The following is a 25,016-nucleotide window of genomic DNA, read 5'->3' as shown; positions in this document are numbered from 1 at the left end:
TGCGCGGGGGTACGGTCGGAGGGTAGGCGGACCGTCCGAGCCCTACTTCCCCCGCTGCCCCTCGACGATGGCGATGGCGCGTTCGACCGCGGCGTCGATCGACAGGGTGCTGGTGTCGAGCGGCGCGGCGTCGGCGGCCATGGTCAGCGGGGCGGTGGCGCGGCCCGAATCGCGATCGTCACGCGCGCGGATATCGGCCAGCACCCGGTCGTAGCTGACGTCGGAACCGGCCTTGGCCAGTTCGGTGTGACGGCGCCGGGCGCGGATGGCCGGCGTCGCCTTCACGAACAGCTTCGCATCGGCGTCGGGCGCGATCACCGTGCCGATGTCGCGCCCGTCGAGCACCGCGCCGCCGGGCTGCTGCGCGAACTTGCGCTGGCGGCGCAGTAGTGCCGAGCGCACCAGCGGATGCGCCGAGACGATCGACGCGGTCTGCCCGGCCTCGTCGGTGCGCAGCCACGCATCCTCGAGCAGCGTGTCGGGAAAGTCGCAGGCGGCGACGCAATCCGCCTCGATCGTCGGGTCGAGCCCGTCGCGCAGCACGCGGGTGGCGACGGCGCGGTACAGGAGGCCGGTGTCGAGATGCGGCAGGCCGTAATGCCGCGCCAGCGCCCGCGCGATCGTGCCCTTGCCCGATGCCGCCGGGCCGTCGACCGCGATGATCACAGCGATGCTCCGATGCCACGCAGCAGCGCGGTGAAGGTCGGGAAGCTGGTCGCGACCGGGGACATATCGTCGATCGTCACCGGTGCCTTGCTGACCAGGCCGGCGACGACGAAGCTCATCGCGATGCGGTGATCGAGCTTCGCCGCGATCGTGCCGCCGCCGGGCAGCAGATCGCCGCCGGTGCCGTCGATGATCAGGCCGTCCTCGGTCTCCTCGACCGTCGCGCCGATCGCGCGCAGCCCCTCGGCCATAGTCGTGATGCGGTCGCTTTCCTTGACGCGTAGTTCCTCCAGGCCGCGGGTGACGGTGCGTCCGTTCGCCAGTGCGGCGGCGACGAACAGCACCGGAAATTCGTCGATCATCGCCGGGGCGACCGCCGGATCGACCTCGATCCCGGTCAGCGTCGACGCGCGCACGACGATATCGGCGACCGGCTCTCCCCCGACCTCGCGTGCATTCTCGAATACGATGTCGCCGCCCATCGCGCGCAGCACGTCGAACAGCGCGGCGCGGGTCGGGTTCAGGCCGACATTGGTGATGGTGACATGGCTGCCGGGCACCAGCAGCGCGGCGACGACCGGGAAGGCGGCCGACGACGGATCGCCCGGCACGGTGATCGTCTGCGGCTGCAATTCCGCCTCGCCGTGGAGTTCGATCACGCGGCCCGCCTCGGTCACCTCGACGGTGAGCTTCGCGCCGAAGCCCTGCAGCATCCGTTCGCTATGGTCGCGGGTGGGGACGGGCTCGAGGACGCGGGTGATGCCCGGCGTGTTTAATCCGGCGAGCAGGATCGCCGACTTCACCTGCGCCGAGGCGACCGGCAGCGTGTAGTCGATCGGCACCGCCGGCACGATCCCGCGCAGCATCAGCGGGAGGCGTCCGCCGGGGCTGGCGGTGATCTCCGCGCCCATCTGCGACAGCGGTTCGATGACGCGGCCCATCGGACGCTTGCTGAGCGAGGCATCGCCGGTGAAGGTCGCGGTGATCGCGTGGGACGACACCAGTCCCATCAGCAGCCGGGTCGACGTGCCCGAATTGCCCATGTCGAGCGCGCCCGCCGGTTGCAGCAGCCCGCCGACGCCGACGCCGTCGATCGTCCACACGCCGTCGTCCCCGCGCACGATCGTCGCGCCCATCGCCCGCATCGCGGCAGCGGTGGCCAGCACGTCCTCGCCCTCCAGCAGTCCGGTCACGCGGCTGGTGCCGACCGCCAGCGCCGAGAGCATGAGCGAACGGTGGCTGATCGACTTGTCGCCGGGAACGGGCGCGGACCCGGTCAGCGGGCGGCTGGCGGAGACAGAAAGGGGAGTGGGCGTGGCATCGTGCATGACCGGCGGCTTTGACAGCGCGTGCCCGCTATGGCAAGGCGCGGCCCCATCCGGGGTTTCCGCCCCGTTCTTCCACAACACCGAGAGGTTTGGCTACACATGGTGAAGCCGGAATGGGGTACGAAGCGTACCTGCCCGAAATGCGCGACGCGCTTCTACGACCTTGGCAATGACGAACCGGTCACCTGCATCAATTGCGGCGTGCACTGGAATCCCGAACCGATCCTGAAGTCGAAGCAGCCGCTGCCGTTCGAACAGGTGAAGGTCGAGAAGGAAGGCGCCAAGGACGCCGATCTGGGCGACGATCTGGACATCGAGGGCGACGACGAACCGTCGGCCGACGACGATGTCGATTTGGGCGGCGACGACGATCTGGGTGTCGATACGTCCGACGAGGACAACGAAGCCGAGCGTTGATGCTTTTTTGGCGGGCGGGCCAAAAACCCGCTTGCCAAGACCGCGCCCTCCGCATAGAGGGCGCCTTCCCCGACGGGGACGCCGACCGGTTCTTCCAGATGCCGGACGGTCGTAAAAAAATGAGGGGCCGTAGCTCAGCTGGGAGAGCGCTGCAATGGCATTGCAGAGGTCAGGGGTTCGATCCCCCTCGGCTCCACCATTTTTCCAAGAACCCCGCAGCGATGCGGGGTTTTTTGTTGGTTTCCCGTATAATCCGTTGCGAAGGCGATCCAAAATCGGCGCCAAATTCCGCCGATTAAACCAGTATATCGTGCCGCCGCGCATTAACCGCTAGCTGGAGCCCCCTATGACAGGGGCTCATGATCTGCGCTATCGTTCTCGACTGCTCGCATATTCCGAACTGACCGAAGCCGACCGGACGGCGATCGATGGCCTGCTCGATCAGCGGCAACGTATCGTCGCGCCACGTCGCGATGTCGTGGCCGAGGGGGAGATGCCGCGATTCGTCCATTTCGTGCTCGACGGCTGGGGCTGTCGCTATCGGCAGCTGCCCGACGGGCGGCGGCAGATGCTGTCGCTGCTGTTGCCGGGCGACCTGTTCGACCCGCATCTGCAGGTGGTCGGGCGGACGGACCATGCGATCGGCACGATCACGACGATGACCGTGGCGGAGGTCGTGCCAGAACAATTGAGCGCGCTGAGCCATGACAGCCGTACCATCGCGCAGGCGCTGTGGTGGAACGACCATGTCGCGATGGGCACGCACCGCGAATGGATCGCCAGCCTGGGGCTGCGGACCGCGCGCGAGCGGATCGCGCTGCTGTTCTGCGAGGTGTATTTCCGCTTGCGGCTGATCGGGCGGTGCGCGGACAGGAGCTGCGAATTTCCGCTGACCCAAGCCGATCTGGCGGAGGCGACCGGGCTGACCCCGGTGCACGTCAACCGGATGGTGCAGGATCTGCGCCGCGACGGGCTGATCGCGTGGGAGGCACGGACGCTGACCATCCTCGACCTCGACCGGCTGTGCGAGATGGCGATCTTTACCCCGGCCTATCTGCATCTCGACCGCACCGTGGCGGCAGGATAGCGACTCGTCCCGTTATCGGACGGGGGTCGGCGGGATCGCACGCGACCAAAAGGTAAAGAATGCGTTAACGCGGTCATGATGAAACCGCAGAGCGAATCCCGCAATCGTCATCCGTTCCGCGCCAGCCTGCCGCGGCTGGTCAGCGTGCCCGTGACCAGCGAAGACAGCGACCTGAAGCTGTTCGTCGTCAGCTTCACGGCGTTCTTCATCTGCTTCTATACGTTCATTCTGTAGGGGCGGGGAAACGTGAACTCCCCTCCATAACAAGGGGGGGAGCAAAGCCGGCTGCTACGCCGGACACTCGTCACATGCCCGGTGCAGCCGCCAGGCGAGCCATGCCGAGCCGAGGCACATCGCGGCAACGATCAGCAGCATGTCGGTGGGACCCAGCCCGGCCTTGGTCAGCAGGATCACGCTGATCGCGCCGACGGTCATCGACGCGCAGTTGACGACGTTGTTCGCCGCCACCGTCCGCGCGGTCTGGTCCTTGGTCACCGTCGTCGTCAGGAATGCGTAGAGCGGCACCACGAACATGCCGCCGAAGATCGCGATCAGCGCCAGCGTGCCGAGCAGGAGAAGCGATTGCGGATGGGTGGCGAAATCGATCACGCCGTACAGGCCACCGTCGGGTGCCGGCACCCACGCCTTCGCCTCGAACGCGAAGGCCAATACGCACGCCGCCATCGCGATGACCGAGGCGGGCGAATAGCGCGCTGAAATCTGCCCTTTCAGCAAGGCGTTGATGATGACCGATCCGATCGCGACGCCGATCGAGAAGATGGCGATGGTCAGCGATGCGACCTGTTGATCGGCGGTCAGCACGTTCTTCACCAGCACGGGGAAGATCACGATCAGCACCGATCCGATCGTCCAGAAGAAGCTGATAGCGATGATCGCGAGGAACAGGCGGCGGATGTGCATCGTCGCCGCGATCAGATGCCATGACGCGGTGAACGGGTTCCAGTTGATCGTCAGTTCGGGACCGCTGCGGGGCGCCGGGGGCACCTGTCGTCCGGTGAACCAGCCGACGATCGCGACCGCGACGACCAGCCCCGCCGCCCATTCGACGCTGATCCATCCCGCGACGATCGTCCCGGTCAGCACTGACAGATAGGTCGCGGCCTCGATCAGGCCGGTGCCGCCCAGCACCTGATGATCCTCCAGATGCTGCGGCAGGATCGCGTATTTGATCGGCCCGAAAAAAGTCGAATGGACGCCGAGCAGCACCACCGCGGACAGCATCATTACCACGCCGGTGGTGACATAGCCGGTGCGCGCGACCAGCATGCCGGCCGCGCCATAGAGCATGATGCCGATCTCGGCGGTCTTCACGATGCGGATGATCCGCGCCTTGTCATGCGTGTCGGCCAATTGCCCCGACAACGCCGACAACAATACGAAGGGCAGGATCGCAAGGCCGGTGGCCAGTGCGTTGAAATTCTGCTCGCTCGCCGGGTCCTTGAACAATTGATACGTCGCGAACAGCACCATTGCGTGCTTGAACAGATTGTCGTTGAACGCGCCCAGAAACTGGGTGACGAACAGCGGCAGGAAACGGCGCTGCTTCAGCAACCCCAGCGCATTATTCATTCCGGGTACGACCTGATCTACCTTGCCCAGCGGGCTGTCGAACGGGGTTTAGCCAGCACGTCCGTGCGCTTCAATCGCCGTTTTGCCGCTTTCACCCGAACCACCGGGGATGCTAAGCGCCGGGATGTGCTGACGCTTCCCAACATCCTGACGTTGTCGCGTATCCTGGCGGTGCCGCTGCTGGTCGCGTTCCTGTGGTGGCCGACCTGGGCGGCGGGCTATGCGATCGCCTTCGCGCTCTACTGCCTGATGGGCATCACCGATTATTTCGACGGCTATCTCGCGCGCGCGCAGGGGACGGTGTCGAAGCTGGGCGTGTTCCTCGACCCGATCGCCGACAAGATCATGGTGGCCGCCGTCATCCTGATGCTGGTCGGCACGCGCCACGATGTCGCCATCATCACCGGCATCCACCTGATCGCCGCGCTGGTCATCCTGCTGCGCGAGATCGCGGTGTCGGGGCTGCGCGAGTTCCTTGCCGGCATTCAGGTGTCGTTGCCGGTGTCGCAGCTCGCCAAGTGGAAGACGACGTTGCAGCTGGTCGCGTTCGGCGCGCTGATCTTGGCGGGGGCGGTGCCGGCCTATGCGTTCGTGCATGTGACCGGGCTGGTGTGCCTGTGGGGCGCGGCGCTTCTGACCGCGATCACCGGGTGGGATTATCTGCGCCTCGGCCTCAGGCACATGGACACGTAATGGCGATCGAACTGCTGTATTTCGCATGGGTGCGCGAGGGCGTCGGCACGGGCGGCGAGCGCGTCGATCCGCCCGCAGAGGTTGTAACGGTGGCCGATCTGGTCGACTGGCTTGCCGAGCGGGGCGGGGGCTATGCCACCGCGTTCGCCGACCGGCAGCGGCTGCGCGCGGCGGTGGATCAGGCGTTCGTGCCGCTCGACACCCCGATCGCCGGCGCGCGCGAAGTGGCGCTGTTCCCGCCGGTGACCGGCGGATGATCCGCGTCGTCGTGCAGGAGGCGCCGATCGATCTGGCGGCGGAGTTCGCCTTGGCCGAAGCGGAGGATGCCGGCGCGGTCGCGACCTTTACCGGGCTGGTGCGCGGTGACGATGGCGTGACCGAACTGGCGCTCGAACATTATCCCGGCGCGACCGAGCGGGCGCTGGAGGCGCTGTGTGACGAAGCGGTAGCGCGGTGGGAGCTGGCAAAGGCGACGGTGGTGCACCGCGTCGGGGAGATGGTGCCGGGCGACCGCGTGGTGTTCGTCGCGACGACCGCGCGGCATCGCGCGGCGGCACTGGAGGCGTGCGCGTTTCTGATCGACAGGTTGAAGACGGGCGCGCCGTTCTGGAAGCGAGAGCGGCGGGGCGGCGATGCGCGCTGGGTCGAAGCGCGGGAAAGCGATGACGCGGCGGCCGCGCGTTGGGGGGACGGGGCGTAGCGTTTGGGGCCGGTCCTTCGATACGCCATTTCGACAGGCTCAATGGCTACTCAGGACGAACGGGGTTTTTCCAAGCCGTCCTACAGTTCTTGCCCACACCCACACCCAATCTTGCGCCCAGCCCTCAACCACACCGTTTGGTTCGAGTAGCGATCGAGCGAAGTCGAGAGCGCGTATCGAGAACGGGGTTCCGCTGGGCAATTCGCCCCAGTCTGCCACGACGACACACCTCCCTCCGTCACCCCGGGCCTGACCCGGGGTCCCGCTTTCGACCGCAGGCAGAAGAAGAAGCGGGACCCCGGATCAAGTCCGGGGTGACGGGTTGGTTTCGTTTGTGGCGGGCCGTTCTCGACGGACGCTTCTCGACAAGCTCGAAGCTGCTCGAACCAAACGGAGTGGCTCGGGATAGGGCAAACAAAAACCGGGCGGGATCGCTCCCGCCCGGCTGTCGCCTAACCCAAAACCCGGATCAGCCCAGCTTCGGAGCCAGCACGCCGTTCACGACATGGACGATGCCGTTCGACTGTTCGACGTCATACTGCGTGACATAGCTCTTGCCACCGCCGACATCGGTCAGCACCAGCGCGCCGTTCTCCAGCGTCGCCTTCAGCGGCTGGCCCTCGACGGTGGTCAGCGTGGCGGTGCCGCCGCCAGCTTCGACCTGCTTCTTGAGCGCTTCGGCGTCGAGCTTGCCGGCCACGACGTGATAGGTCAGCAGCTTGGTCAGCGACGCCTTCTGCTCCGGCTTCATCAGCTGGTCGAGCGTGCCGGGGGCGAGGCGCTGGAACGCTTCGTTGGTCGGGGCGAACACGGTGAAGGGGCCCGGGCCCGACAACGTCGCGGTCAGGTCGGCGGCCTGTACCGCCTTGACCAGCGTGGTCAGGTTGCTCGCCTTCGACGCGTTGGCAACGATCGTCGCGGTCGGCAGCATCGGCGCGCCGCCGACCGTCACCGGCGCCTTGGCAGCGGCGTTGACGTTGGCATTGGCACCGGTCTGCACCGTGCCGGCCGGGGTGGTCACGGTCGCGGTGGTGCCGGTCTGCGCGCCGGTCGAGGCGGTTGGGGCCGCGGGCACCGGCTGGGCCGGGGCGGGCTGGGTCGTGGTCTGCGCGTTGGCGGCGGCTGCCAGCGACAGGGTCAGCGCGGCGGCGGAAATGGTGGCGCGAATCATCGGTATTCTCCCGGTGGTTGCGGAAAAGGATGCGATACCGAAACGGCATCGACCGGGGAAATACGGTTAGCGGCGGCGAACGGTTCCCCGCGTGCGACCAAACTCAACCGCGATGCGCGGCAAGTACCTCTGCCAGCAACCGAAAATCCCGTTCGCGCGGGGATGCCCGACGCCACACTAGCGCAATGCCCCGCGACGCGTTCTGCGCCTCGATCGGACGCGCGCTGACCGCAGTATTGTCGAGAATGCCGGCGTCGATCGCCATTTGCGGCAGCATGGTGGTGCCAAGGCCGTTGTCGACCATCTGGACGATGGTGTGCAACGACGTGCCCATCATCATCGCCTGTCCCCGCGCCTCGGGCTGCTCGCACGCCCGCAGCGCATGGTCCTTCAGGCAATGCCCGTCCTCCAGCAGCAGCAGCCGTTCGGGATCGATGTCGTCGGCCACCAGCGCTTCGCCGCTACCCGCCGCATCGTTGCCGGGTACGGCGAGGAACAGCCGATCCTCGAACAGCGGCGCGACCTCCACCTCGCCGCAGGCATAGGGCAGAGCGAGTAGGACGCAGTCGGTGCGACCATGGTGCAGTCCCTCGCAGGCCGCCGCGCTCGGTTCCTCGCGCAAATACAGCCGCAGGTCGGGATAATCCTGCCGCAACTGCGGCAGCAGCCGGGGGAGCAGGAACGGGGCGATCGTCGGGATGACGCTCATCCGCATCTCGCCCGACAGCGGCCGCCCGGCGGCGCGTGCCATGTCGGTAAGTTCTTCCGCCTCGCGCAGCACCTTACGCGCCTTGGCAACGATGCTTTCGCCCAGTGGCGTGAAGCGGACGACACGACGGGTGCGTTCGACCAGCACCACGCCAATCAGCGTCTCCAGCTCACGGATACCCGCCGACAGCGTCGACTGGGTCACGAACGACGCCTCCGCCGCGCGGCCGAAATGGCCGGCGTCGCGGAGCGCGACCAGATATTGGAGCTGCTTGAGCGTGGGCAGGTACACCGACATGCCGCCTACTTATTGGCTCCGTCGATCGATCCCAAGGGGAATTCCGATTGGATCGGTCCGGAACGTACACTATATCGCGATGCAGCAATTCACGGTGCGGCAGCGCACCAAATGGAAAGGGCATTTTCATGCTGACCGTTGGCGACAAGCTTCCCGAATTCACCGTTCCCGTCCAGCAGGGCACCGATGCGCTCCCGGCCGGCGAAACGCTGAGCCACGACGCGTTTCCGGGCAAGTGGAAGGTGCTGTTCTACTGGCCGAAGGACTTCACCTTCGTCTGCCCGACCGAGATCGTCGGCTATAGCGAGCTGAAGGAAGATTTTGCCGATCGCGACGCCGTCCTCATCGGCGCATCGACCGACACCGCGCACGTCCATCTGGCATGGCGCAAGTCCGATCCGGATCTGGCCGCCGCCGACTTCCCGTGGATCGCCGATAACGGCGCGGTGCTGGCGAGCAAGCTCGGAATCCTCGACAAGAACGAGCATGTCGCGTTCCGCGCGACCTTCATCGTCGACCCGGACAACATCATCCAGGCGGTGCAGGTCAACGGCCTGAACGTCGGTCGCAACCCGGCCGAAACGCTGCGCGTGCTCGACGCGCTGCAGACCGACGAGCTGTGCCCGTGCAACTGGAACAAGGGCGACGACGTCCTCCAGGTCGCAGCCTGATTTCGACGGGGCGGGCCGAGGCTCGCCCCATGCTTCCGACACCCCAGCGCAGACCGGGTCGCACGGCCCGGTCGGCTGGGGTGTCGTGTATCTGACGGAGTTCCCCCATGTCGCTCAAGGAATTTGCGGGCCAGCTGCCCGATTTCGCCAAGGATATCCGCCTGAACGTCGGCTCGCTGCTGAACGAGACGGTGCTCGATCCGCAGAAGAAGTTCGGGACGATGCTGGCCTGCGCGCACGCCACCGGCCACAAGCCGCTGGTCGATGCCGCCGAGGCGGAAGTCGCCGACAAGCTGTCGCCCGAAGCCGCCAATGCGGCACGCGCGGCGGCGGCGGTGATGGCGATGAACAACGTCTATTACCGCTTCGTCCACCTCGCCAAGAACAAGGAATATGGCAACATCCCCGCCAAGCTGCGGATGAACGTCATCGCCGCGCCGGGGATCGACAAGGTCGATTTCGAACTGTTCAGCCTTGCCGTGTCGGCGATGAACGGCTGCGGCATGTGCATCGACGCGCATGAGGACGTGCTGAAGAAGCACGGTATCAAGGCCGAGGTCATTCAGGGCGCGGTGCGGATCGGCGCGGTGATGGCGGCAGTCGCGACGGTGCACGCGGCGGTCGCGTAAGGCGCTTCCTCACCTGAAACTCTAACGTCACCCCAGCGCAGGCTGGGGTGACGTCGTTTATCTGGATCAGGAAAGCGCGCGATACACGCTGTACAGGCTGGTCACCGTCAGCACGATCCCGACGAGGATCAAGAGCGTCCGCGCCGGGATATGCTTGGCGAACATCGCCCCGAACGGGGCGGCGACGATGCCGCCGATCAGCAGGCCTGCGACCGCAGTGGTGAACGCCTCCAGCCCAAGATGGATCAGGAAGGTGGCCGAGATGCTGACGGTCAGGAAGAATTCGACCGTGTTGACCGTCCCGATCGTCGTGCGCGGCGTGGCGCCCTGGACCAGCAGGTTGGAGGTCACCACCGGTCCCCATCCGCCGCCACCCGCCGCGTCGAGGAAGCCGCCCACCAGCCCCAGCGGGGCGATGACCTTCGGCTCCTTCGGCTCGGGCGGTTTGCGCAGGCCCCGCCACAGCAGATACAGGCCGATCGCCGCGAGATAGCTCATGACGAACGGTCGCGTGACCGACGCGTCGAGCGAGGACAGCAGGTAAGCCCCGGTCACCCCGCCGGCGACGCCGGGCAGCAGCAGCCGCCAGAACAGCTTCCAGTTCACATTCTTGTGCAGCACATGGCTGATCCCCGACACGCCGGTCGTGAAGCATTCCACCACGTGGACGCTGGCGGAGGCGGTGGCGGGCGGTACGCCCAGCACGCTCACCAGCAGCGTCGACGAAATCACCCCGAACGCCATGCCCAGTGCCCCGTCGACGATCTGGGCGGCAAATCCGGCAGCCACGAATTCGGCCAGGCGCGCCCAGTCGATATTCTCGAACATCCAATTTCCTTCGATATCGGCTCAGCGGCGGACAGTGATGACGGCAAACGACAATGCCTACAAGATACATAGGGTTTGTTGCGCCTACAGCACGACTTGGCGGGGGGCGGCCGGCGACCTACATGAACCCTTCGACTAAGGGGACTGCCCATGTTCGCGCGGCTGTTGCGCTATCTGGATTCGATCAAGGCGCGCGACCCCGCGCCGCGGTCGCGCGCCGAAATCCTGACCTATCCCGGCGTGTGGGCGGTGGCGTTCCACAAGGTCGCGCATCGGCTGTTCCGGGCGCGCTGGTATTTCGCGGCACGCTCGGTCAATCATTTCTCGCGCTTCCTGACCGCGATCGACATTCATCCCGGTGCGACGATCGGGCGGCATTTCTTCATCGACCACGGCTTCGTCGTGATCGGCGAGACGGCGGAGATCGGCGACGGCGTCACGATCTACCAGAACGTCACGCTCGGCGGGACCAGCCCCGACAATGGCGTCGCGGGCAAGCGGCATCCGACGATCAGCCATGGTGCGATCATCGGGTCGGGCGCACAGGTGCTGGGCCCGATCACCATCGGCGTGCGTGCGCGCGTCGGAGCGAACGCGGTGGTGACGAAGGACGTGCCCGAGGGAACGACCGTCGTCGGCATCCCGGCACGCCCGACGGTGGTCGAGGGCGGGCAGGCGGCTGATCCGCGCTTCGTCCCCTATGGCACGCCGTGCCGCGACACGTTCGATCCGCAGACGCAGCGGGTCGAGCTGTTGCGCTGCGAGGTGGAAACGCTGCGGGGGCGGCTCGACGAGCTGCTCGCCGAGCAGCGGGACCATCGCGACCGCGCTTGATGGGCATCGTCACCCCCTTTCCCAACCAAAAGCAGCCCGGGCAGGTCGGGTTCGAACGCGTCGAGCTGACCCGCATCCTTGACCTCTATGGCCGGATGGTCGCGGCCGGACATTGGCGCGACTATGCGATAGATCTAGGGCGTGATGCGGCGGTGTTCAGCGCGTTCCGCCGCGCGACCGAACGGCCGGAGTTCCGGATCGAGAAGCGGCCAAGCCTGCGCAACAAGCAGGGGATGTGGGCGCTGGTCGGTGAGGCTGGTGCGGTGGTGAAGCGCGGGCACGAGCTTGGTCCGGTGCTGGCGCCGGTCGAGCGGCGGCTGATGAAGCTGGTCGAGGAATGATGTTCCGTCGCCCCAGCGCAGGCTGGGGCCTCCTGCGGCGAGGCGTGCGCTCGATTACAGGGAGATCCCAGCCCTCGCTGGGATGACGTTCGCGGTGGGGGAAGGCGCACACAAAAAAACGGCCCCGGTTGCCCGGGGCCGTAAGGTTCGCTTCCTAAGGAATGGTTTCAGGCCATCGCCACCGGCGGCAGGCGTTCGCCCAAGCCGCCGACCAGTCCAACCACCGCGCGGCGCATCGGTTGCCAGAAAACCGACAGCGTCAGTAGCGCCGATCCGATGACGAAGGCGGTGAATGCCGCCGACAGCTCGACCGCGCCCGCCTTTTCGAACAGCGCGTAGAGCGCGTAGAGGACATAGGCGAGGCTTGAGACCAGCAGCGCGCGGCGATCGACCGCAAGTGCGACGATCCCGAACAGGATGTAGAGCGCGATCACCACCGCCGCCATCGGCAGCGTGACGCTGGGCCCGAACACGCCCAGCAATTGGAACAGCGAATGCGCGATCAACGGTGCGGCGACGAGGTGCAGCCAGAAGGCGACGTCGCTGCGCCGGGTGCGGCGGTCGCGATCGCTCATGTCCCAACGCATGGCGGCGACGAACACGCCGATGCCACCGATCAGCGTGACGGGATAGAAATTGTCCTTCAGCGACGGCACGGCGGCGACGATCAGTGCCGATACGGTCACGACCAGCGCCGCTGCCCCCGCCGCGACGGTGATCGGCACCATGAACCGGCGCCAGTGCGCCCATGCCGCTCCTGCGGCGACCACGCCGATGCCGGCAAAGATCATCGCGGTCGTCCGGTCGGGCACGTTCTGCGGATCGATTTCGACCACAATCCCGAACAGCGTCGCCGCAACCCCGCCGACGAACGCCAGCAGCAGCAGAATGCTGGGCAGCGCCATGCGCCGCTTCGCCGTGAAATATTCGGCAAGGAACCACGCCGCCCCCGCGACGCCCAGGCCCCCCAGCGGCGTCAGGATCGTGCCGCCGATCCATGCCAGCGATACCAGCAGCAACGCCAGCGCGACCGACACGAAGATGTCGTTGAACCCGGTAAGCAGGCGGAAATGTTCCTCGTCCACCACCGGCGTCGCGCGTTGCTGCGCGATATGGGCCCGCAAAGCGTCGGCAGCGTCGCGTGATAGTATGCCCGCCTCCACCGCACCGTTCAGATCGCTTTCGCTGTACATGCCTCTACCTCCCTGTATTGGTCAGGTATAGCAGTTGTGTGTTGTCGATGCAATACACCTATGCAGGTCAGTAGACCGGCCACAATCCGGGCGTGGCCAGTTCGAGGACATGGCCGTCGGGATCGGTGAAATAGAGGCTGCGCCCGCCGCCGGGCCAGCGGACCTCGCTGGTGATCGCGATGCCCTGTTCGGTCAGGTGGCACTGCCATGGATCGTAGTCGACAGCGGCGATGGCGAAAGCCATGTGCAACCGGCCGCTGCCGTCATGGCCGGGGATGATGCCGCCGGGCGTCGCCATGTCGTCGGCCGACCCGCCGGCGACGAACAGCAGCAACACGCTGCGCCGCCCCGCGTCCAGTGCCGCCATCCGCGCGTTGCGCATCAGCAGCGGACGGCCGAGCGTCTCGGCAAAGAACGCCACCGAGCGATCGAGGTCGCGCACGTACAGCGCGGTTTCGAGGACACCGTCGATCGGCGGCACCGCCACGCTATTGCAACTGCTTCAGGATCGACATCGCCTGTTCGGCGCCCGATCCCGGCACGATCTCGCCACTGCGGTCGGTGATCGCCGCCCAGTGCGCCGCGACCCCCTCCGCCGACAGCTCGTCGCCTGTTAACCGGACGCCGGGGGTCAAGGTGACATAGGCCGCCTGAAACACGCCCGCGCCCGCGCCGACGATCGCGCCCGACGGCGCGTCGTCGGACACGAGATAGACCGCGGCGGGCGCGACGCTGTCGGGGGTGAAGGCAGCGAACGCCTGTTCGGGAAAGATGTCCTGCGTCATGCGGGTACCAGCGGTCGGGGCGATGGTGTTGACGCGGATCCCGTATTTCGCACCCTCCAAGTGCAGCGTCTTGGCAAGGCCGACGATGCCGAGTTTCGCAGCACCATAATTGGCCTGTCCGAAATTGCCGTACAGTCCGCTCGACGACGCGGTCATCAGGATGCGGCCATAGCCCTGCGTCCGCATCGCTTCCCACACCGCGCGGGTGGCGTTGGCCGATCCGGTGAGGTGCACGTCGAGGACGAAGGCGAAGTCCTCCGGCGTCATCTTGGCAAAGCTGCGGTCGCGCAACACGCCGGCATTGTTGATGAGGATATCGACCCGACCGAAGCGGTCGATCGCCTCCGCCACCATCGCCGCCATCGCGGCAGCGTCGGTCACGCTGGCACCGCTGGCGATCGCTTCGCCGCCCAATGCCGCGATCTCCGCGACCACCCGCTCGGCGGCGTCGGATGCGCCGGTGCCGTCGCGGCCGGCGCCGACATCGTTGACGACCAGCTTCGCACCGCGCCGGGCGAGGTCGAGCGCATAGCCCCGGCCGAGACCGCCGCCCGCGCCGGTAACGATGGCGACCCGTTGATCGAAGCGAAGCGGCATGGACGGTCCTTATCTGGTTGCTACCCGCAACCTATCGGTCCGCCATTCCCAGGCAATGAAAAAGGCGCCCCGCCGGGTGGGCGGGGCGCCGTTGCTGGCCGGTCAGGCCGGTGCGGTGTTACTTACCGCCCGGATTGCGGCAGCTGTCCTTCACGGTGCGCGAGCACACCGGATAGCTTTCCTTCGCCGCCGGCGGCGGGGTCATCTGCGGCGGGGCGAACTGGACCTGCGGGGTGCCGGCCATCGGCGCGCCTGCCATCGGAGCGTTCGGAGCCATCGGTGCGCCCGGTGCCGGGGCGGCGGTCGGCGCCATCGGGTCGGCCGGCGGCGTCGTCGGCGCGGCGGCGGGATCGGCCGAAGCGTCGGGTGCCGGCGGCGGGGTCATGTTGTCGGCGGGCGGCGTCGGCGCAGCCGGGGTGCCCGGCTGCATCGTCGTGTCGGCCGGCGGCGTGGTCGGCGGGGTGGTCTGCGCGACAGCGGCGCTGCCCATCAGCAGGGCGGCCATGAATGCAACAGTCTTCATCGGATAGCTCCTTTTTCGACTTTTATCGTTGAGGCTGCGAACCAAACGACCCAAGTCGAAAAGGTTTCCGACGAAGTTTTCAGCCTGTCGCGTCCAGCGCGTACCCTGCCGAACGGACGGTGCGGATAATATCCGGACGATCGCCGACGTTGATCGCCTTGCGCAGACGCCGAATATGTACGTCGACGGTACGCGACTCGATATCCGAATCATGGCCCCAGACTGCATCGAGCAGTCGTTCGCGCGAGAAAACCCAGCCGGGATGTTCGAGGAAGTGCTTGAGAAGACGGAATTCCGTCGGCCCAAGCGGCACGACTTCGCCGCCGCGCCGGACGCGGTGGCCGACCGTATCCATCTCGATATCGGCATAGGTCAGCGCCTCACCCGCCAGTGCCGGGCGGACACGACGCAGCACCGCGTTGACGCGCGCGACCAGTTCGCGCGGGCTAAACGGCTTCGTCACATAATCGTCGGCACCGGTCTCCAGCCCGCGCACGCGGTCCTCTTCCTCGCCGCGCGCGGTCAGCATGATGATCGGCACGTTCTGCGTCTCGGCCTGTCGGCGCAGCTGTCGGCAGACCTCGATCCCCGACAGCCCCTCGACCATCCAGTCGAGCAGGACGATGTCGGGCGTCGCCTCGCGCGCGAGCAGCAACGCTTCCTCGCCCTCGTGCGTGCGGACGACCTCGAAATCCTCGCGCTGGAAATGAAAGGCGATCAGTTCGGCGAGCGCCGCATCGTCTTCCAGCAGCAACATCCGTGCCTTGGTCATGATTATCCTGCGAATTCCGTGGTTTCACGCTCGGCCATCGTCTGGCCGGTCGCGGCGAAATAGACCATTTCGGCGACGTTGGTCGCATGATCGCCGATACGTTCGAGGTTCTTGGCGACGAACAGCAGGTGGGCGACCTGGCTGATCGTCTTGGGGTTTTCGACCATATAGGTCACCAGCACGCGGAAAATGCTGTTGTAATAATCGTCGAGCGCATTGTCGCGCTTGCAGATTTCCACCGCCGCCTGCGCGTCGCGCGCCGAAAAGGCGTTGAGCACGTCATGCACCATGTCCGACGCCAGCTGCGCCATCGCCGGCAGGATGCTGAGCGGTTCGATGCGCGGGTCGTGGGTTTCGCCGTGGATCGACGACACCCGCTTGGCGATGTTCTTCGCATAGTCGCCGATGCGTTCGATCACCGCGGCGATCTTCAGCGCGGCGACGACTTCGCGCAGGTCGTCGGCCATCGGCGCGCGCAGCGCGATGACGCGCACGACCAGCTTTTCGACCTCCGCCTCGATCGCGTCGATCGCCTTGTCCTGCGCCCGAACCTGCTTGGCGAGCGCGGGATCGTTGCGCGACAGTGCCAGCATCGCGTCGGTGATCGCCTGTTCGGCGAGGCCGCCCATCTGCGAAATCAGCGCGCGCAGATGCCCGATATCGCGGTCGAATGCCTTGACGGTATGTTCGTGGCCCGTCGCCATCTCGCCTCCCTCAACCATAACGCCCCGTAATATAGTCTTTTGTGCGCTCTTGCCGGGGGTTGGTAAAGATGTCCGAGGTCCGGCCATATTCCACCAGCGTGCCGAGGTGGAAGAAGGCGGTGCGCTGCGACACGCGCGCCGCCTGCTGCATGTTGTGGGTGACGATCGCGATCGCATAGCGGCCGCGCAGTTCGTGGATCAGCTCCTCGATCTTGGCTGTCGCGATCGGGTCGAGTGCCGAACAGGGTTCGTCCATCAGGATCACTTCGGGATCGACCGCGATCGCGCGGGCGATGCACAGCCGCTGCTGCTGCCCGCCCGACAGTGCGGTGCCGCTGTCGGTCAGGCGATCCTTGACCTCGTTCCAGAGGCCGGCGCGGGTCAGCGAGCGTTCGACGATGCCGTCCATCTCGCCCTTCGAGGTGGCGAGGCCGTGGATGCGCGGGCCATAGGCGACGTTTTCGTAGATCGATTTGGGGAACGGGTTGGGCTTCTGGAACACCATGCCGACGCGGGCGCGCAGCTGCACCACGTCCATCGCGGGGGAATAGATATCCTCGCCATCCAGCCGGATGTCGCCGGTGACCTTCGCCGAAGCAACGGTGTCGTTCATCCGGTTCATCGTGCGCAGGAAGGTCGACTTGCCGCAGCCCGACGGGCCGATAAAGGCGGTGACATGTTCCATGTCGATATCGATCGACACGTCCTTGATCGCCTGTTTCTGGCCATAGAACACGTCGACGCCGCGCGCCGACAATTTCGGCGGTGCGTTGTTGAGTTGGGTGTCGGTCATTACCAGCGGGTCTCGAAGCGATTGCGGAGATAGATGGCGAGCGCGTTCATCGCGAGGAGGAACGCCAGCAGCACGAGGATCGCCGCGCTGGTCTTTTCGATGAAGCCGCGGCTGACCTGATCGGACCACAGGAAGATCTGCACCGGCAGCACGGTCGCCGGGTCGGCAAAGCCCTGCGGCGGCTGGCTGATAAAGGCGCGCATCCCGATCATCAGCAGCGGCGCGGTTTCGCCCAGCGCGCGCGCCATGCCGATGATCGTGCCGGTCAGGATACCGGGCAGGGCAAGGGGGAGGACGTGGTGGAACACGACCTGCACCTTCGACGCGCCGATGCCGAGCGCCGCGTCGCGGATCGACGGCGGCACCGCCTTGATCGCGTTGCGCCCGGCGATGACGATGACCGGCATGATCATCAGCGCCAGCGTCAGCCCGCCGACGATCGGCGCCGAACGCGGCAGGTTCAGCGTGCCGAGGAACACCGCGAGGCCGAGCAGGCCGAAGATGATCGACGGCACCGCGGCGAGGTTGTTGATCGATACCTCGATCAGATCGGTCCAGCGGTTCCGCGGGGCGTATTCTTCCAGATACAGCGCCGAGAGCGTGCCGACCGGGAAGGCGATCAGCAGCGTCACCAGCATCGTCATCAGCGAGCCTTTCAGCGCGCCCCAGATGCCGACCGCGGTCGGATCGGTCGAATCGGCCGATTGGAAGAAGTCGGTGTTGAACCCGGTCGAGATCGCACCGGCGCGCTCCAGCCGGGCGACCATCGCCTCGTTCGCCGGCTCGCCATCGCCCTTGGCGGCTTCCTCCAGCCCCGGCGCGGCGGGGACGGGGATGGCGACCTTGCGCGTCAGGATCGACGGATCGGCCTTGATCGCGTCGCGTACCGTCAGCCACGCGCTGTCGGAGACGACGCGGTTGTCCTCACCAAATGTCGCCGCGGCCGCGCCGTTGACGGCGTTTTCGAGGCCGGCACCTGCAAGCGCCAGATCGGCGCCGCGCCCCTTCAACTGCGCGCGGTCGACCTCCAGCCCCGCGGAGGGGAAGTCGATCGGCAGCGTCACCAGCGTGCGCTGGAACCCGCCGATCCCGCTCATCAACATCGTGATCAGCAGGAAGGCGAGGAACCCGGCCGACAGCGACACGGCGGCAAGGCCGAAGAAGCGGAAGCGACGCTCGGCCGAATAGCGGCGGCGGATGCGTTTCTGCATCGACCCCGTCTTCCAGTTGGTCGGCACGCGCTCGGGCACGTTCCGTTCGACCGCGGGCGATCCGGCGACATTCGCAGGACTATTCATACGCTTCCCGATACCGTTTGACGACGCGCAGCGCGACGACGTTGAGGAGGAAGGTGATCGCGAACAGCGTCAGGCCGAGTGCGAAGGCGGCGAGCGTCTTCGGGCTGTCGAACTCGGCCTCGCCGGTCAGCAGGTCGACGATCTGTTTGGTGACCGTCGTCGCGCTCTCGAACGGGTTCAAGGTGATCGATGCCGCGCCCGAGGCGGCCATGACGACGATCATCGTCTCGCCGATCGCGCGGCTGACCGCGAGCAGCACACCGGCAACCACGCCGGGGAGGGCGGCGGGAAGCAGCACCTTGCCGATCGTTTCGCTGGTGGTGGCGCCCATTGCGAGGCTGCCGTCGCGCATCGACTGCGGCACCGCCGCGATCGAATCGTCGGCCATCGACGACACGAACGGGATGATCATCACGCCCATGACGAGGCCCGCGGCGAGCGCGCTTTCCGAACTGGCGAACGGCATGCCGAGCAGCACCGCAAGGTCGCGGATCGCCGGACCCACGGTCAGTGCCGCGAAATAGCCATAGACCACGGTTGGCACGCCCGCCAGAATCTCGAGGATCGGCTTCATCCACTTGCGCACGGTCGGTTTGGCGTACTGTGTCAGGTAGATCGCGCTCATCAGCCCGAACGGGATGGCGACGATCATCGCGATCACCGCGCCGATGAAGAAGGTGCCCCAGAACAGCGGTACTGCGCCCAAGGTCGCGCCCGGATCGTTCGAGCGGATGACCTGCGGGCTCCAATTGGTGCCGAACAGGAAATCGCCGACCGGCACGATGCGGAAGAAGCGCCAGCTTTCGACGACCAGCGACACGAAGATGCCGAGCGTGGTCAGGATCGCGATCAGCGACGCGACCAGCAACGCCAGCATCACCGCGCGTTCGACCTGCGTGCGCGCGCGATAATCGGGGCGGATACGGGTGAAGGCGAACGCCCCGCCGGCAAAGGCGAGCAGGACGGCGAGCGTCGTGCCGATCCAGTCATAGCGGCTCTGCGCGGCGGCATAGGCGGGGGCCAGCACCTCCGCCTGCTGGTTGAACGCACCGTACGCATTGCCGCTGGCCAGCGCACGCGCTTCCGCCAGAATCGCCGAGCGTTCGAAGCCGGGGCCGGGCAGGCCGGTGGCGCCTGGCGTCGACAGCACCGCATCGCGCACCAGCGCGGGCGATACCGCACTCCAGACGCTCAAGAACAGCAGGGCGGGCGCGGCGATCCAGATCGCCATGTGCCAGCCATGCTGGCTAGGCAATGAATTGGGCCGGTCGGCGGCGGTGACCGGCTTGGCAAAGCGCGCGGCGCGGGCGCGCGCCACCATCCAGCCGATACCGCCGAACCCCAGCATCAGCAGGATCAGGGTGAAACCGTGCATCAGTGCAGCCCCGCCGGGTTCATCGGGGTCTGGTTCTCGATCTCCGCTTTCGATTCGGCGCGGATCGCTTCGGGCGCGGCGATCATGCCGCGGCGGGTCAGCGGCCCGCCGGGGTCCCACGACTTCGCGAAGGTGGCGAGGAAGTCGGTCATGCCCGGTACCGGCTTGATATGCGCCTTCTTCACATAGAGGAACAGCGGGCGGGCGCCGGGATAGCTGCCATCGGCGATGCTGTCATAGCTGGGCGCGATGCCGTCGATCGGCACGCCGTGCAGCCGCGACTTGTTCTCCTCCAGATAGGAATAGCCGAAAATGCCGATGGCGTTGGGGTTGGTCGACAGGTTCTGCACGATCAGATTGTCGTTCTCGCCCTTGTCGACATAGGCCGCGTCCTCGCGGATGCGGGTGCAGATGTCCTCGTAGCGGTCCTTGTCGCTGTCCTTCAGCGCCTTCACCTGCGGCATCGCCGCTTCGCACGCCGGGACCATGATGAGTTCGACCAGTGCGTCACGGGTACCGCTGGTCGATGGCGGGCCAAAGAACTGGATCGGGATCGCGGGCAGCGCCGGGTTGATCTCGTTCCACATCCGCGCGGTGTTGGGCTTGCCCAGCGGATTGGCCGACAGCGCCATGTACACGTCGCGCTTCGAAAGCTGCAGCTTCGGTCCGTTGTTCGATTCGGCCAGCGCGACGCCGTCGACGCCGACCTGGATTTCCATGATGTCCTTCACGCCGTGCGACACGCAATTGGCATATTCGGATTTCTTCAGGCGGCGCGAGGCGTCGAGGATGTCGGGATGCTGCGGGCCGACACCCGCGCAGAACAGCGCCGCGCCGGCGCCGGTGCCGGTCGATTCGACCAGCGGCGCGCGCAGATCGGGGTTGGCGTTCACCAGCATCTCGGCAACCGCGGTGGTGAAGGGATAGACGGTCGACGACCCCACGACGCGGATATGGTCGCGCGACGTCTGCGGCTCGCACGCGGCAAGCGCTAGGCCAAGGGCCAGGACGGACGCGATCCGGCGATACATGCGGTTCCAGTTTCCAGGGGCGTATGCGGACATTCGCGACGCTCGGCGGTGCTGTGTTACCATGGCGTTACGGCTTCATGACACCGTGGAGCGGCAACAGGACGGAAACCGTCGTCCCGTCCCCCACCACGCTGCCGATATCGAGCCGCCCGCGATGCCGCTCGACGATATGCTTGACGATGGCGAGGCCGAGGCCGGTGCCCCCCAGCGCCCGGCTACGCCCCGAATCGACACGATAGAATCGTTCGGTCAGCCGCGGGAGGTGTTCGATCGCAACCCCCTCGCCATGGTCGCGCACAACCAGTTCGGCCATGGTGTCGCGCGGGGTCAGCCGCACCTCGACCGGCGTTCCGGCGCGACCATATTTCATCGCATTGCCCATGATGTTGTGGAGCAGTTGCGACAACTGCGCGCGGTCGCCGATGACGGTGACGTCGCCGTCGATCGTCAGCGCGACATCGGCGCCGCGCGTCGGGTTGGTCGCGGCCAGTTCGTCGCGGACGGCGGGCACCATCGCCGACAGGTCGATCGCCTGATCGGGCGGACGATATTTCTCCGCCTCGATCCGGCTGAGCGAAATCAGGTCGTCGATCAACCGCTGCATCCGGCGCGCTTCGTCGTTCATGACCTTCAGGAAACGTTCGCGCACGCCCGGATCCTCGCCCGCCTCGTCGCGCAGCGTTTCGATGAAGCCCAGCAGCGAAGCGAGCGGGGTGCGCAGTTCGTGGCTGGCATTGGCGACGAAATCGACCCGCATCCGCTCGGTCGCGCGGTTGCCGGTGCGGTCGACCAGATGCACCAGCCGCCGGTCGTGGGTCAGCGGGCGCACCCGCATCTCCCAGCTCTGGTCGCGCGCGCCCAGCCCGACCAGCCCTACGGGCTCGCGATCGTCGCTGGTGCCGAACAGCCGCTCGGCAGCGGCCGGGTGGCGGATGGCGAGGCGGACGTCGCCGCCGACGACATGCTGGCCCAGCAGCGCGAGCGCCGCGGGGTTCGCCGCCTCGACATGGCCCGCGGCAATGACGAGGATCGGTTCGTCGACCGCGTCGATCGCCGACTGGGTCGCGGCGGCGGCATGCTGGCGCGCGGTGTCGGGCGATTCGGTCGGGCTTCGTTCGGGCGCGTGCAGCCCGGCGACCAGCACCGCGGCGACCGCACCTACCGCCACGACCGCGCTGGCGTTGATCCCGGCTCCCAGCAGCAGCGCCAGCAGGGCGACACCGACCGCGATGACGAGGGCGAGGGGCAGGCGGGGGCCGAATTCGTCCATCACCCCCGATTAGGCGGAAGTGTCGCCCAAGGCCAGAGGGGGCGGGCTTGCCCCGCGATCGGACAGGTTAACCCTCTTTGCGATTGCGAATTGTGCCGGGTTGGGGAAGATGGCGCATGACCGACGCTCCCACCCCTTCGCCCGATGGCAAGCTCGCGCGGCGCACGCTGCTGATCGGTGCGGCCAGCGCGTCGGCGGTGGTGTCGATCCGTCCGGCGCTGGCGCAGACCCAGGCGTCGATCATGACCTGCGAGATTCCGATCCCCGATCGCGCCCGCGCTGGACAGATGATCGCCGCCGACGGGCAGACCGTGGCCCCCGGCACGCCCGGCGCCTTCCCCGGCGCCAACCGGCCGTTCACCGGCGAACAGATCAAGGCGGCGATGAAGGGGCAGAACCTGCCTGGCGCCGATGGCGACACGACCCGCGCCTATCTGAAATATGTCCAGCGGTTGCAGAACGGGACCAGCGGCTTCACCTGCTTCGCCTCGCTCCAGATGCCGCGCGGCTGATTCAGCCGTGCCGGCACGCTATCGCGCGCCGCCGGCGGTATCGCTGCGCATCGTGCCGCTCGATGCGCTCAGCGCCGTCTATCACCGCGCGTCGGGACAGACCCATATCGTCGCGCCGCCGGTGCCCGAGATACTTGAACTGATCGCCGATCAGGCGATGACGCCCGAGGAATTGCTGGCAGCGCTGGCCGAGCGGTTCGACCTGCCCGATGGCGATGCAGCGGGGCTGACCGCGCGGCTGGACGAGCTGGTGGATACCGGGCTGGTCGAGCGGCTATGAGATACGCGACGACGCTGCGGATCGGGCCGGTGGGGTTCCGCATCGGCAGTGACTGGCGCAGTCCCGTCGACCAGCTGCGCGATCTCTACCGCGATTATCCGCAGCCGAGCGACGGCATCGTCGATTTCAACGTCCGCCTGTTCGCCGCGCGGCCATGGCGGCGCTTCGTGCGGCCGTCGGTGATGATCGGCGGCGACTTCACCATTCCCGACGCCGCGCCGCTGCCGTTGGCACAAGGGCTGCTGGCAGCAGAGATGGGGATGAATTTGCAGATGGCGCTGGCGCAGCGCCGCTACCTGCTGCTCCACGCCTCGGCGGTCGAGCGCGACGGGCGGGCGTTGCTGATGACCGGCGAATCGGGTGCCGGGAAATCGACGCTGGCGGCGCTGTTGATGACGCGCGGCTGGCGGTTGATGGGTGACGAGTTCGCGCTGCTCGATCCCGCGAGTGGCCAAATCCACGCCTTTCCCCGGCTCGTCAGCCTTAAGAATGAAGCCATCACCGTGATGGAGCGCGCCGCGCCGGACGGGCGGTTCGGGCCGCTGCTGGCCGGAACGCCGAAGGGCGACATCCGCCACCTCGTCCCCGATGCCGCCGCGATCGCCGCGATGGACCGGCCGGCGACCCCGGCGCTGCTGCTGTTCCCGACCTATGGGCAGGCGAGCGACGTACGCGTAGTCGAACCAGCCGAGACGTTCGTGCGGTTGACCCAGGCGTCGACGAACTATGTCGCGATGGGCGAGCGCGGGTTCGATGCGCTGACCGGACTGGTCGCGCGGCTGCCGGTGCGGGCAATCGACTATCCCGACACCGACACCGCGTTGGCGCTGGTCGAGCGGCTGTGGGGGGAGGTGGCGTGAGCGCCCTGTGGCTTGCCATGGCGCTGGAAGACCCGTCGACCTACGACATGTTGGATGCCGATGGCTGGAACGCAGTCATCGCGGCGGCGCGGGCCGAGCAACTGATCGGCAGCCTTGCCGTGCGGCTGGAGGGTCTGACCATTCCCGCCGCGCGCATCATGGCTGATGCTCGCGCCTCGGCCGAACAGGGGCGGGTGGCGGCATTGTGGGAGGCGGAGGCGGCCCGCCGGGCGCTGGCGCCCTTGGGTGTGCCGATCGTGCTGTTGAAGGGTACCGCCTTCGTCGCCGCCGGGCTGGATGCGGGGCGGGGGCGCTCGATCGGCGACCTCGACATCCTCGTGCCGCGCGAGCATCTCGACGCGGTAGAGGCGGCGTTGCTGGCGGCGGGGTGGGAATGGGTGAAGCCCGACCCCTATGACGACGCCTATTACCGCCGCTGGATGCACGAACTGCCGCCGCTGATCCACCGGGAGCGCGATCGGATGATCGACGTCCACCACACGATCCTGCCCCCGACCGCACGGCCGACGCCCGATGCCGGAGCACTGATCGCCGATGCGGTGGCACTCGAGAACGGGCTGTTCGTGCTGTCGAACGAGGACATGGTGATCCACGCCGCCGCGCACCTGTTCGCCGATGGCGACCTGCAGGGTGGCTTGCGCAACCTGTGGGACATCGACCGGCTGGTGCGCGAGTTCGTCGAGCGGGACGCGGGGTTCTTGGCCTCGCTCACGCAGCGGGCGGCGATGCACGATCTTTCCGGAGCGGTCGCGCGGGCGCTGCGGCTGGCGCGGCGGATTTACGGCACGCCCGGCGGCGGGGAGCCGGTGGCGTCGGATGCGCTGTTCGCCCGGCGGTTACTGGCGCGCGATGGCTGGGGGCGGTTAAGGCATAAGGGGACCGAGTTCGGCTTCTACGTCCGCTCGCACTGGCTCAGGATGCCGCCGGCAATGCTGGCGCGGCATTTGTGGACGAAGTTTCGGAAGAAATAGGGTTTTCACGCGAAGGCGCGAAGGCGCGAAGGCGCGGAGAAGAAGAGATTTGTTCGCGCAGAGGCGCAGA

General features: G+C 67.0%; 31 protein-coding genes and 1 tRNA gene. 15 read left to right on the top strand and 17 right to left on the bottom strand.

Translation table 11 applies throughout. The features are described from left to right. Window positions 1-42: 42 nt before the first annotated feature. Window positions 43-666: a (d)CMP kinase gene (gene cmk, locus MF610_RS05285; protein WP_242193455.1), complete on the bottom strand. Its 624-nt coding sequence runs from the start codon at window positions 664-666 to the stop codon at window positions 43-45. Next, complete coding sequence (gene aroA, locus MF610_RS05280; RefSeq protein WP_242193449.1) at window positions 663-1,994, bottom strand: 3-phosphoshikimate 1-carboxyvinyltransferase; 1,332 nt, start codon at window positions 1,992-1,994, stop codon at window positions 663-665. The genes cmk and aroA overlap by 4 nt, the downstream gene beginning before the upstream one ends. A gap of 99 nt (window positions 1,995-2,093) precedes the next feature. Between aroA and MF610_RS05275 the strand changes: the two genes are divergently transcribed. From MF610_RS05275 to MF610_RS05260, 4 genes are all read left to right on the top strand, one after another. After that, window positions 2,094-2,411, top strand: a complete 318-nt coding sequence (locus tag MF610_RS05275) for an FYDLN acid domain-containing protein (RefSeq protein ID WP_242193446.1) — start codon at window positions 2,094-2,096, stop codon at window positions 2,409-2,411. A 123-nt stretch (window positions 2,412-2,534) separates the two neighbouring features. Next, window positions 2,535-2,610: transfer RNA gene (locus MF610_RS05270), tRNA-Ala, on the top strand. 147 nt (window positions 2,611-2,757) lie between these two features. Further along, window positions 2,758-3,498 carry a Crp/Fnr family transcriptional regulator gene (locus MF610_RS05265; RefSeq protein ID WP_242193445.1) on the top strand — a complete coding sequence of 247 codons (741 nt, stop codon included), beginning with the start codon at window positions 2,758-2,760 and terminating at the stop codon, window positions 3,496-3,498. 75 nt (window positions 3,499-3,573) lie between these two features. Next, complete coding sequence (locus MF610_RS05260; protein WP_242193444.1) at window positions 3,574-3,732, top strand: hypothetical protein; 159 nt, start codon at window positions 3,574-3,576, stop codon at window positions 3,730-3,732. Between the two features lie 54 nt (window positions 3,733-3,786). On the opposite strand, the gene MF610_RS05255 is transcribed toward MF610_RS05260, so the two are convergent. Continuing rightward, window positions 3,787-5,088 carry an MFS transporter gene (locus MF610_RS05255; protein ID WP_242193438.1) on the bottom strand — a complete coding sequence of 434 codons (1,302 nt, stop codon included), beginning with the start codon at window positions 5,086-5,088 and terminating at the stop codon, window positions 3,787-3,789. 126 nt (window positions 5,089-5,214) lie between these two features. On the opposite strand from MF610_RS05255, the gene pgsA reads away from it, so the two are divergent. The 3 genes from pgsA to MF610_RS05240 are packed head-to-tail and all read left to right on the top strand — an operon-like array spanning window position 5,215 to window position 6,481. Continuing rightward, on the top strand, window positions 5,215-5,781 hold the full coding sequence (gene pgsA, locus MF610_RS05250) for a CDP-diacylglycerol--glycerol-3-phosphate 3-phosphatidyltransferase (RefSeq protein WP_242193437.1): 567 nt from the start codon (window positions 5,215-5,217) through the stop codon (window positions 5,779-5,781). Then, a complete protein-coding gene (moaD, locus tag MF610_RS05245; protein WP_242193436.1) occupies window positions 5,781-6,038 on the top strand; it encodes a molybdopterin converting factor subunit 1 in 258 nt (85 codons plus the stop codon). Before pgsA ends, moaD begins: the two co-directional genes overlap by 1 nt. After that, the gene (locus MF610_RS05240; protein WP_242193433.1) at window positions 6,035-6,481 is read left to right on the top strand and encodes a molybdenum cofactor biosynthesis protein MoaE; all 447 of its coding nucleotides are present in this window, start codon (window positions 6,035-6,037) and stop codon (window positions 6,479-6,481) included. Before moaD ends, MF610_RS05240 begins: the two co-directional genes overlap by 4 nt. Before the next feature lie 469 nt (window positions 6,482-6,950). On the opposite strand, the gene MF610_RS05235 is transcribed toward MF610_RS05240, so the two are convergent. Both MF610_RS05235 and MF610_RS05230 read right to left on the bottom strand, forming a co-directional pair. Continuing rightward, complete coding sequence (locus tag MF610_RS05235) at window positions 6,951-7,652, bottom strand: fasciclin domain-containing protein (RefSeq protein ID WP_242193432.1); 702 nt, start codon at window positions 7,650-7,652, stop codon at window positions 6,951-6,953. 103 nt (window positions 7,653-7,755) lie between these two features. Then, window positions 7,756-8,658 carry a hydrogen peroxide-inducible genes activator gene (locus tag MF610_RS05230; protein ID WP_242193429.1) on the bottom strand — a complete coding sequence of 301 codons (903 nt, stop codon included), beginning with the start codon at window positions 8,656-8,658 and terminating at the stop codon, window positions 7,756-7,758. Window positions 8,659-8,786: 128 nt separating this feature from the next. Here MF610_RS05230 and MF610_RS05225 point away from each other — a divergent pair, with 128 nt between their 5' ends. Both MF610_RS05225 and ahpD read left to right on the top strand, forming a co-directional pair. Then, on the top strand, window positions 8,787-9,329 hold the full coding sequence (locus MF610_RS05225) for a peroxiredoxin (RefSeq protein WP_242193428.1): 543 nt from the start codon (window positions 8,787-8,789) through the stop codon (window positions 9,327-9,329). Window positions 9,330-9,436: 107 nt separating this feature from the next. After that, complete coding sequence (gene ahpD, locus MF610_RS05220) at window positions 9,437-9,958, top strand: alkylhydroperoxidase, AhpD family (RefSeq protein WP_242193426.1); 522 nt, start codon at window positions 9,437-9,439, stop codon at window positions 9,956-9,958. Window positions 9,959-10,024: 66 nt separating this feature from the next. Here ahpD and MF610_RS05215 read toward each other — a convergent pair whose 3' ends face one another. Then, the gene (locus tag MF610_RS05215) at window positions 10,025-10,786 is read right to left on the bottom strand and encodes a sulfite exporter TauE/SafE family protein (RefSeq protein WP_242193423.1); all 762 of its coding nucleotides are present in this window, start codon (window positions 10,784-10,786) and stop codon (window positions 10,025-10,027) included. Window positions 10,787-10,936: 150 nt separating this feature from the next. Here MF610_RS05215 and epsC point away from each other — a divergent pair, with 150 nt between their 5' ends. Both epsC and MF610_RS05205 read left to right on the top strand, forming a co-directional pair. After that, window positions 10,937-11,620, top strand: a complete 684-nt coding sequence (epsC, locus tag MF610_RS05210; RefSeq protein WP_242193420.1) for a serine O-acetyltransferase EpsC — start codon at window positions 10,937-10,939, stop codon at window positions 11,618-11,620. Beyond that, entirely contained in the window at window positions 11,620-11,961 is a 342-nt protein-coding gene (locus MF610_RS05205) for a DUF2794 domain-containing protein (RefSeq protein WP_242193419.1), read from the top strand. Before epsC ends, MF610_RS05205 begins: the two co-directional genes overlap by 1 nt. Before the next feature lie 167 nt (window positions 11,962-12,128). Here MF610_RS05205 and MF610_RS05200 read toward each other — a convergent pair whose 3' ends face one another. From MF610_RS05200 to MF610_RS05150, 11 genes are all read right to left on the bottom strand, one after another. Continuing rightward, window positions 12,129-13,154 carry a hypothetical protein gene (locus MF610_RS05200; protein WP_242193417.1) on the bottom strand — a complete coding sequence of 342 codons (1,026 nt, stop codon included), beginning with the start codon at window positions 13,152-13,154 and terminating at the stop codon, window positions 12,129-12,131. A 67-nt stretch (window positions 13,155-13,221) separates the two neighbouring features. Next, on the bottom strand, window positions 13,222-13,635 hold the full coding sequence (locus MF610_RS05195; protein ID WP_242193416.1) for a VOC family protein: 414 nt from the start codon (window positions 13,633-13,635) through the stop codon (window positions 13,222-13,224). A 7-nt stretch (window positions 13,636-13,642) separates the two neighbouring features. Beyond that, window positions 13,643-14,536 carry an SDR family NAD(P)-dependent oxidoreductase gene (locus MF610_RS05190; protein WP_242193413.1) on the bottom strand — a complete coding sequence of 298 codons (894 nt, stop codon included), beginning with the start codon at window positions 14,534-14,536 and terminating at the stop codon, window positions 13,643-13,645. Window positions 14,537-14,654: 118 nt separating this feature from the next. Continuing rightward, complete coding sequence (locus MF610_RS05185; protein ID WP_242193409.1) at window positions 14,655-15,059, bottom strand: Fe-S oxidoreductase; 405 nt, start codon at window positions 15,057-15,059, stop codon at window positions 14,655-14,657. Between the two features lie 79 nt (window positions 15,060-15,138). Beyond that, complete coding sequence (gene phoB / locus MF610_RS05180; RefSeq protein WP_056453272.1) at window positions 15,139-15,831, bottom strand: phosphate regulon transcriptional regulator PhoB; 693 nt, start codon at window positions 15,829-15,831, stop codon at window positions 15,139-15,141. Window positions 15,832-15,833: 2 nt separating this feature from the next. Beyond that, window positions 15,834-16,535: a phosphate signaling complex protein PhoU gene (phoU, locus tag MF610_RS05175; RefSeq protein ID WP_242193408.1), complete on the bottom strand. Its 702-nt coding sequence runs from the start codon at window positions 16,533-16,535 to the stop codon at window positions 15,834-15,836. A 10-nt stretch (window positions 16,536-16,545) separates the two neighbouring features. After that, entirely contained in the window at window positions 16,546-17,328 is a 783-nt protein-coding gene (gene pstB / locus MF610_RS05170; RefSeq protein WP_242193400.1) for a phosphate ABC transporter ATP-binding protein PstB, read from the bottom strand. Beyond that, a complete protein-coding gene (pstA, locus tag MF610_RS05165; RefSeq protein ID WP_380870647.1) occupies window positions 17,328-18,626 on the bottom strand; it encodes a phosphate ABC transporter permease PstA in 1,299 nt (432 codons plus the stop codon). The genes pstB and pstA overlap by 1 nt, the downstream gene beginning before the upstream one ends. Beyond that, on the bottom strand, window positions 18,619-20,001 hold the full coding sequence (gene pstC, locus MF610_RS05160) for a phosphate ABC transporter permease subunit PstC (RefSeq protein WP_242193396.1): 1,383 nt from the start codon (window positions 19,999-20,001) through the stop codon (window positions 18,619-18,621). The genes pstA and pstC overlap by 8 nt, the downstream gene beginning before the upstream one ends. After that, window positions 20,001-21,065 carry a substrate-binding domain-containing protein gene (locus MF610_RS05155; RefSeq protein ID WP_242193395.1) on the bottom strand — a complete coding sequence of 355 codons (1,065 nt, stop codon included), beginning with the start codon at window positions 21,063-21,065 and terminating at the stop codon, window positions 20,001-20,003. The genes pstC and MF610_RS05155 overlap by 1 nt, the downstream gene beginning before the upstream one ends. 34 nt (window positions 21,066-21,099) lie before the next feature. Next, the gene (locus MF610_RS05150) at window positions 21,100-22,302 is read right to left on the bottom strand and encodes an ATP-binding protein (protein WP_242193390.1); all 1,203 of its coding nucleotides are present in this window, start codon (window positions 22,300-22,302) and stop codon (window positions 21,100-21,102) included. A 116-nt stretch (window positions 22,303-22,418) separates the two neighbouring features. Here MF610_RS05150 and MF610_RS05145 point away from each other — a divergent pair, with 116 nt between their 5' ends. Genes MF610_RS05145 through MF610_RS05130 form a run of 4 tightly spaced genes read left to right on the top strand, consistent with a single transcriptional unit; the run spans window position 22,419 to window position 24,946 of the window. After that, the gene (locus MF610_RS05145; RefSeq protein ID WP_242193386.1) at window positions 22,419-22,814 is read left to right on the top strand and encodes a hypothetical protein; all 396 of its coding nucleotides are present in this window, start codon (window positions 22,419-22,421) and stop codon (window positions 22,812-22,814) included. Window positions 22,815-22,821: 7 nt separating this feature from the next. Beyond that, window positions 22,822-23,094 carry an HPr-rel-A system PqqD family peptide chaperone gene (locus tag MF610_RS05140; RefSeq protein ID WP_242193385.1) on the top strand — a complete coding sequence of 91 codons (273 nt, stop codon included), beginning with the start codon at window positions 22,822-22,824 and terminating at the stop codon, window positions 23,092-23,094. Further along, a complete protein-coding gene (locus tag MF610_RS05135; RefSeq protein ID WP_242193384.1) occupies window positions 23,091-23,954 on the top strand; it encodes an HprK-related kinase A in 864 nt (287 codons plus the stop codon). Before MF610_RS05140 ends, MF610_RS05135 begins: the two co-directional genes overlap by 4 nt. Further along, window positions 23,951-24,946: a nucleotidyltransferase domain-containing protein gene (locus MF610_RS05130; RefSeq protein WP_380870645.1), complete on the top strand. Its 996-nt coding sequence runs from the start codon at window positions 23,951-23,953 to the stop codon at window positions 24,944-24,946. Before MF610_RS05135 ends, MF610_RS05130 begins: the two co-directional genes overlap by 4 nt. Window positions 24,947-25,016 lie beyond the last annotated feature (70 nt).

It is taken from the genome of Sphingomonas hankookensis, assembly GCF_022664465.1.
Lineage (GTDB): Bacteria > Pseudomonadota > Alphaproteobacteria > Sphingomonadales > Sphingomonadaceae > Sphingomonas > Sphingomonas hankookensis.
Note: the sequence above shows the minus strand (reverse complement) of the source record. Positions and strands in the feature narration are given on the sequence as shown.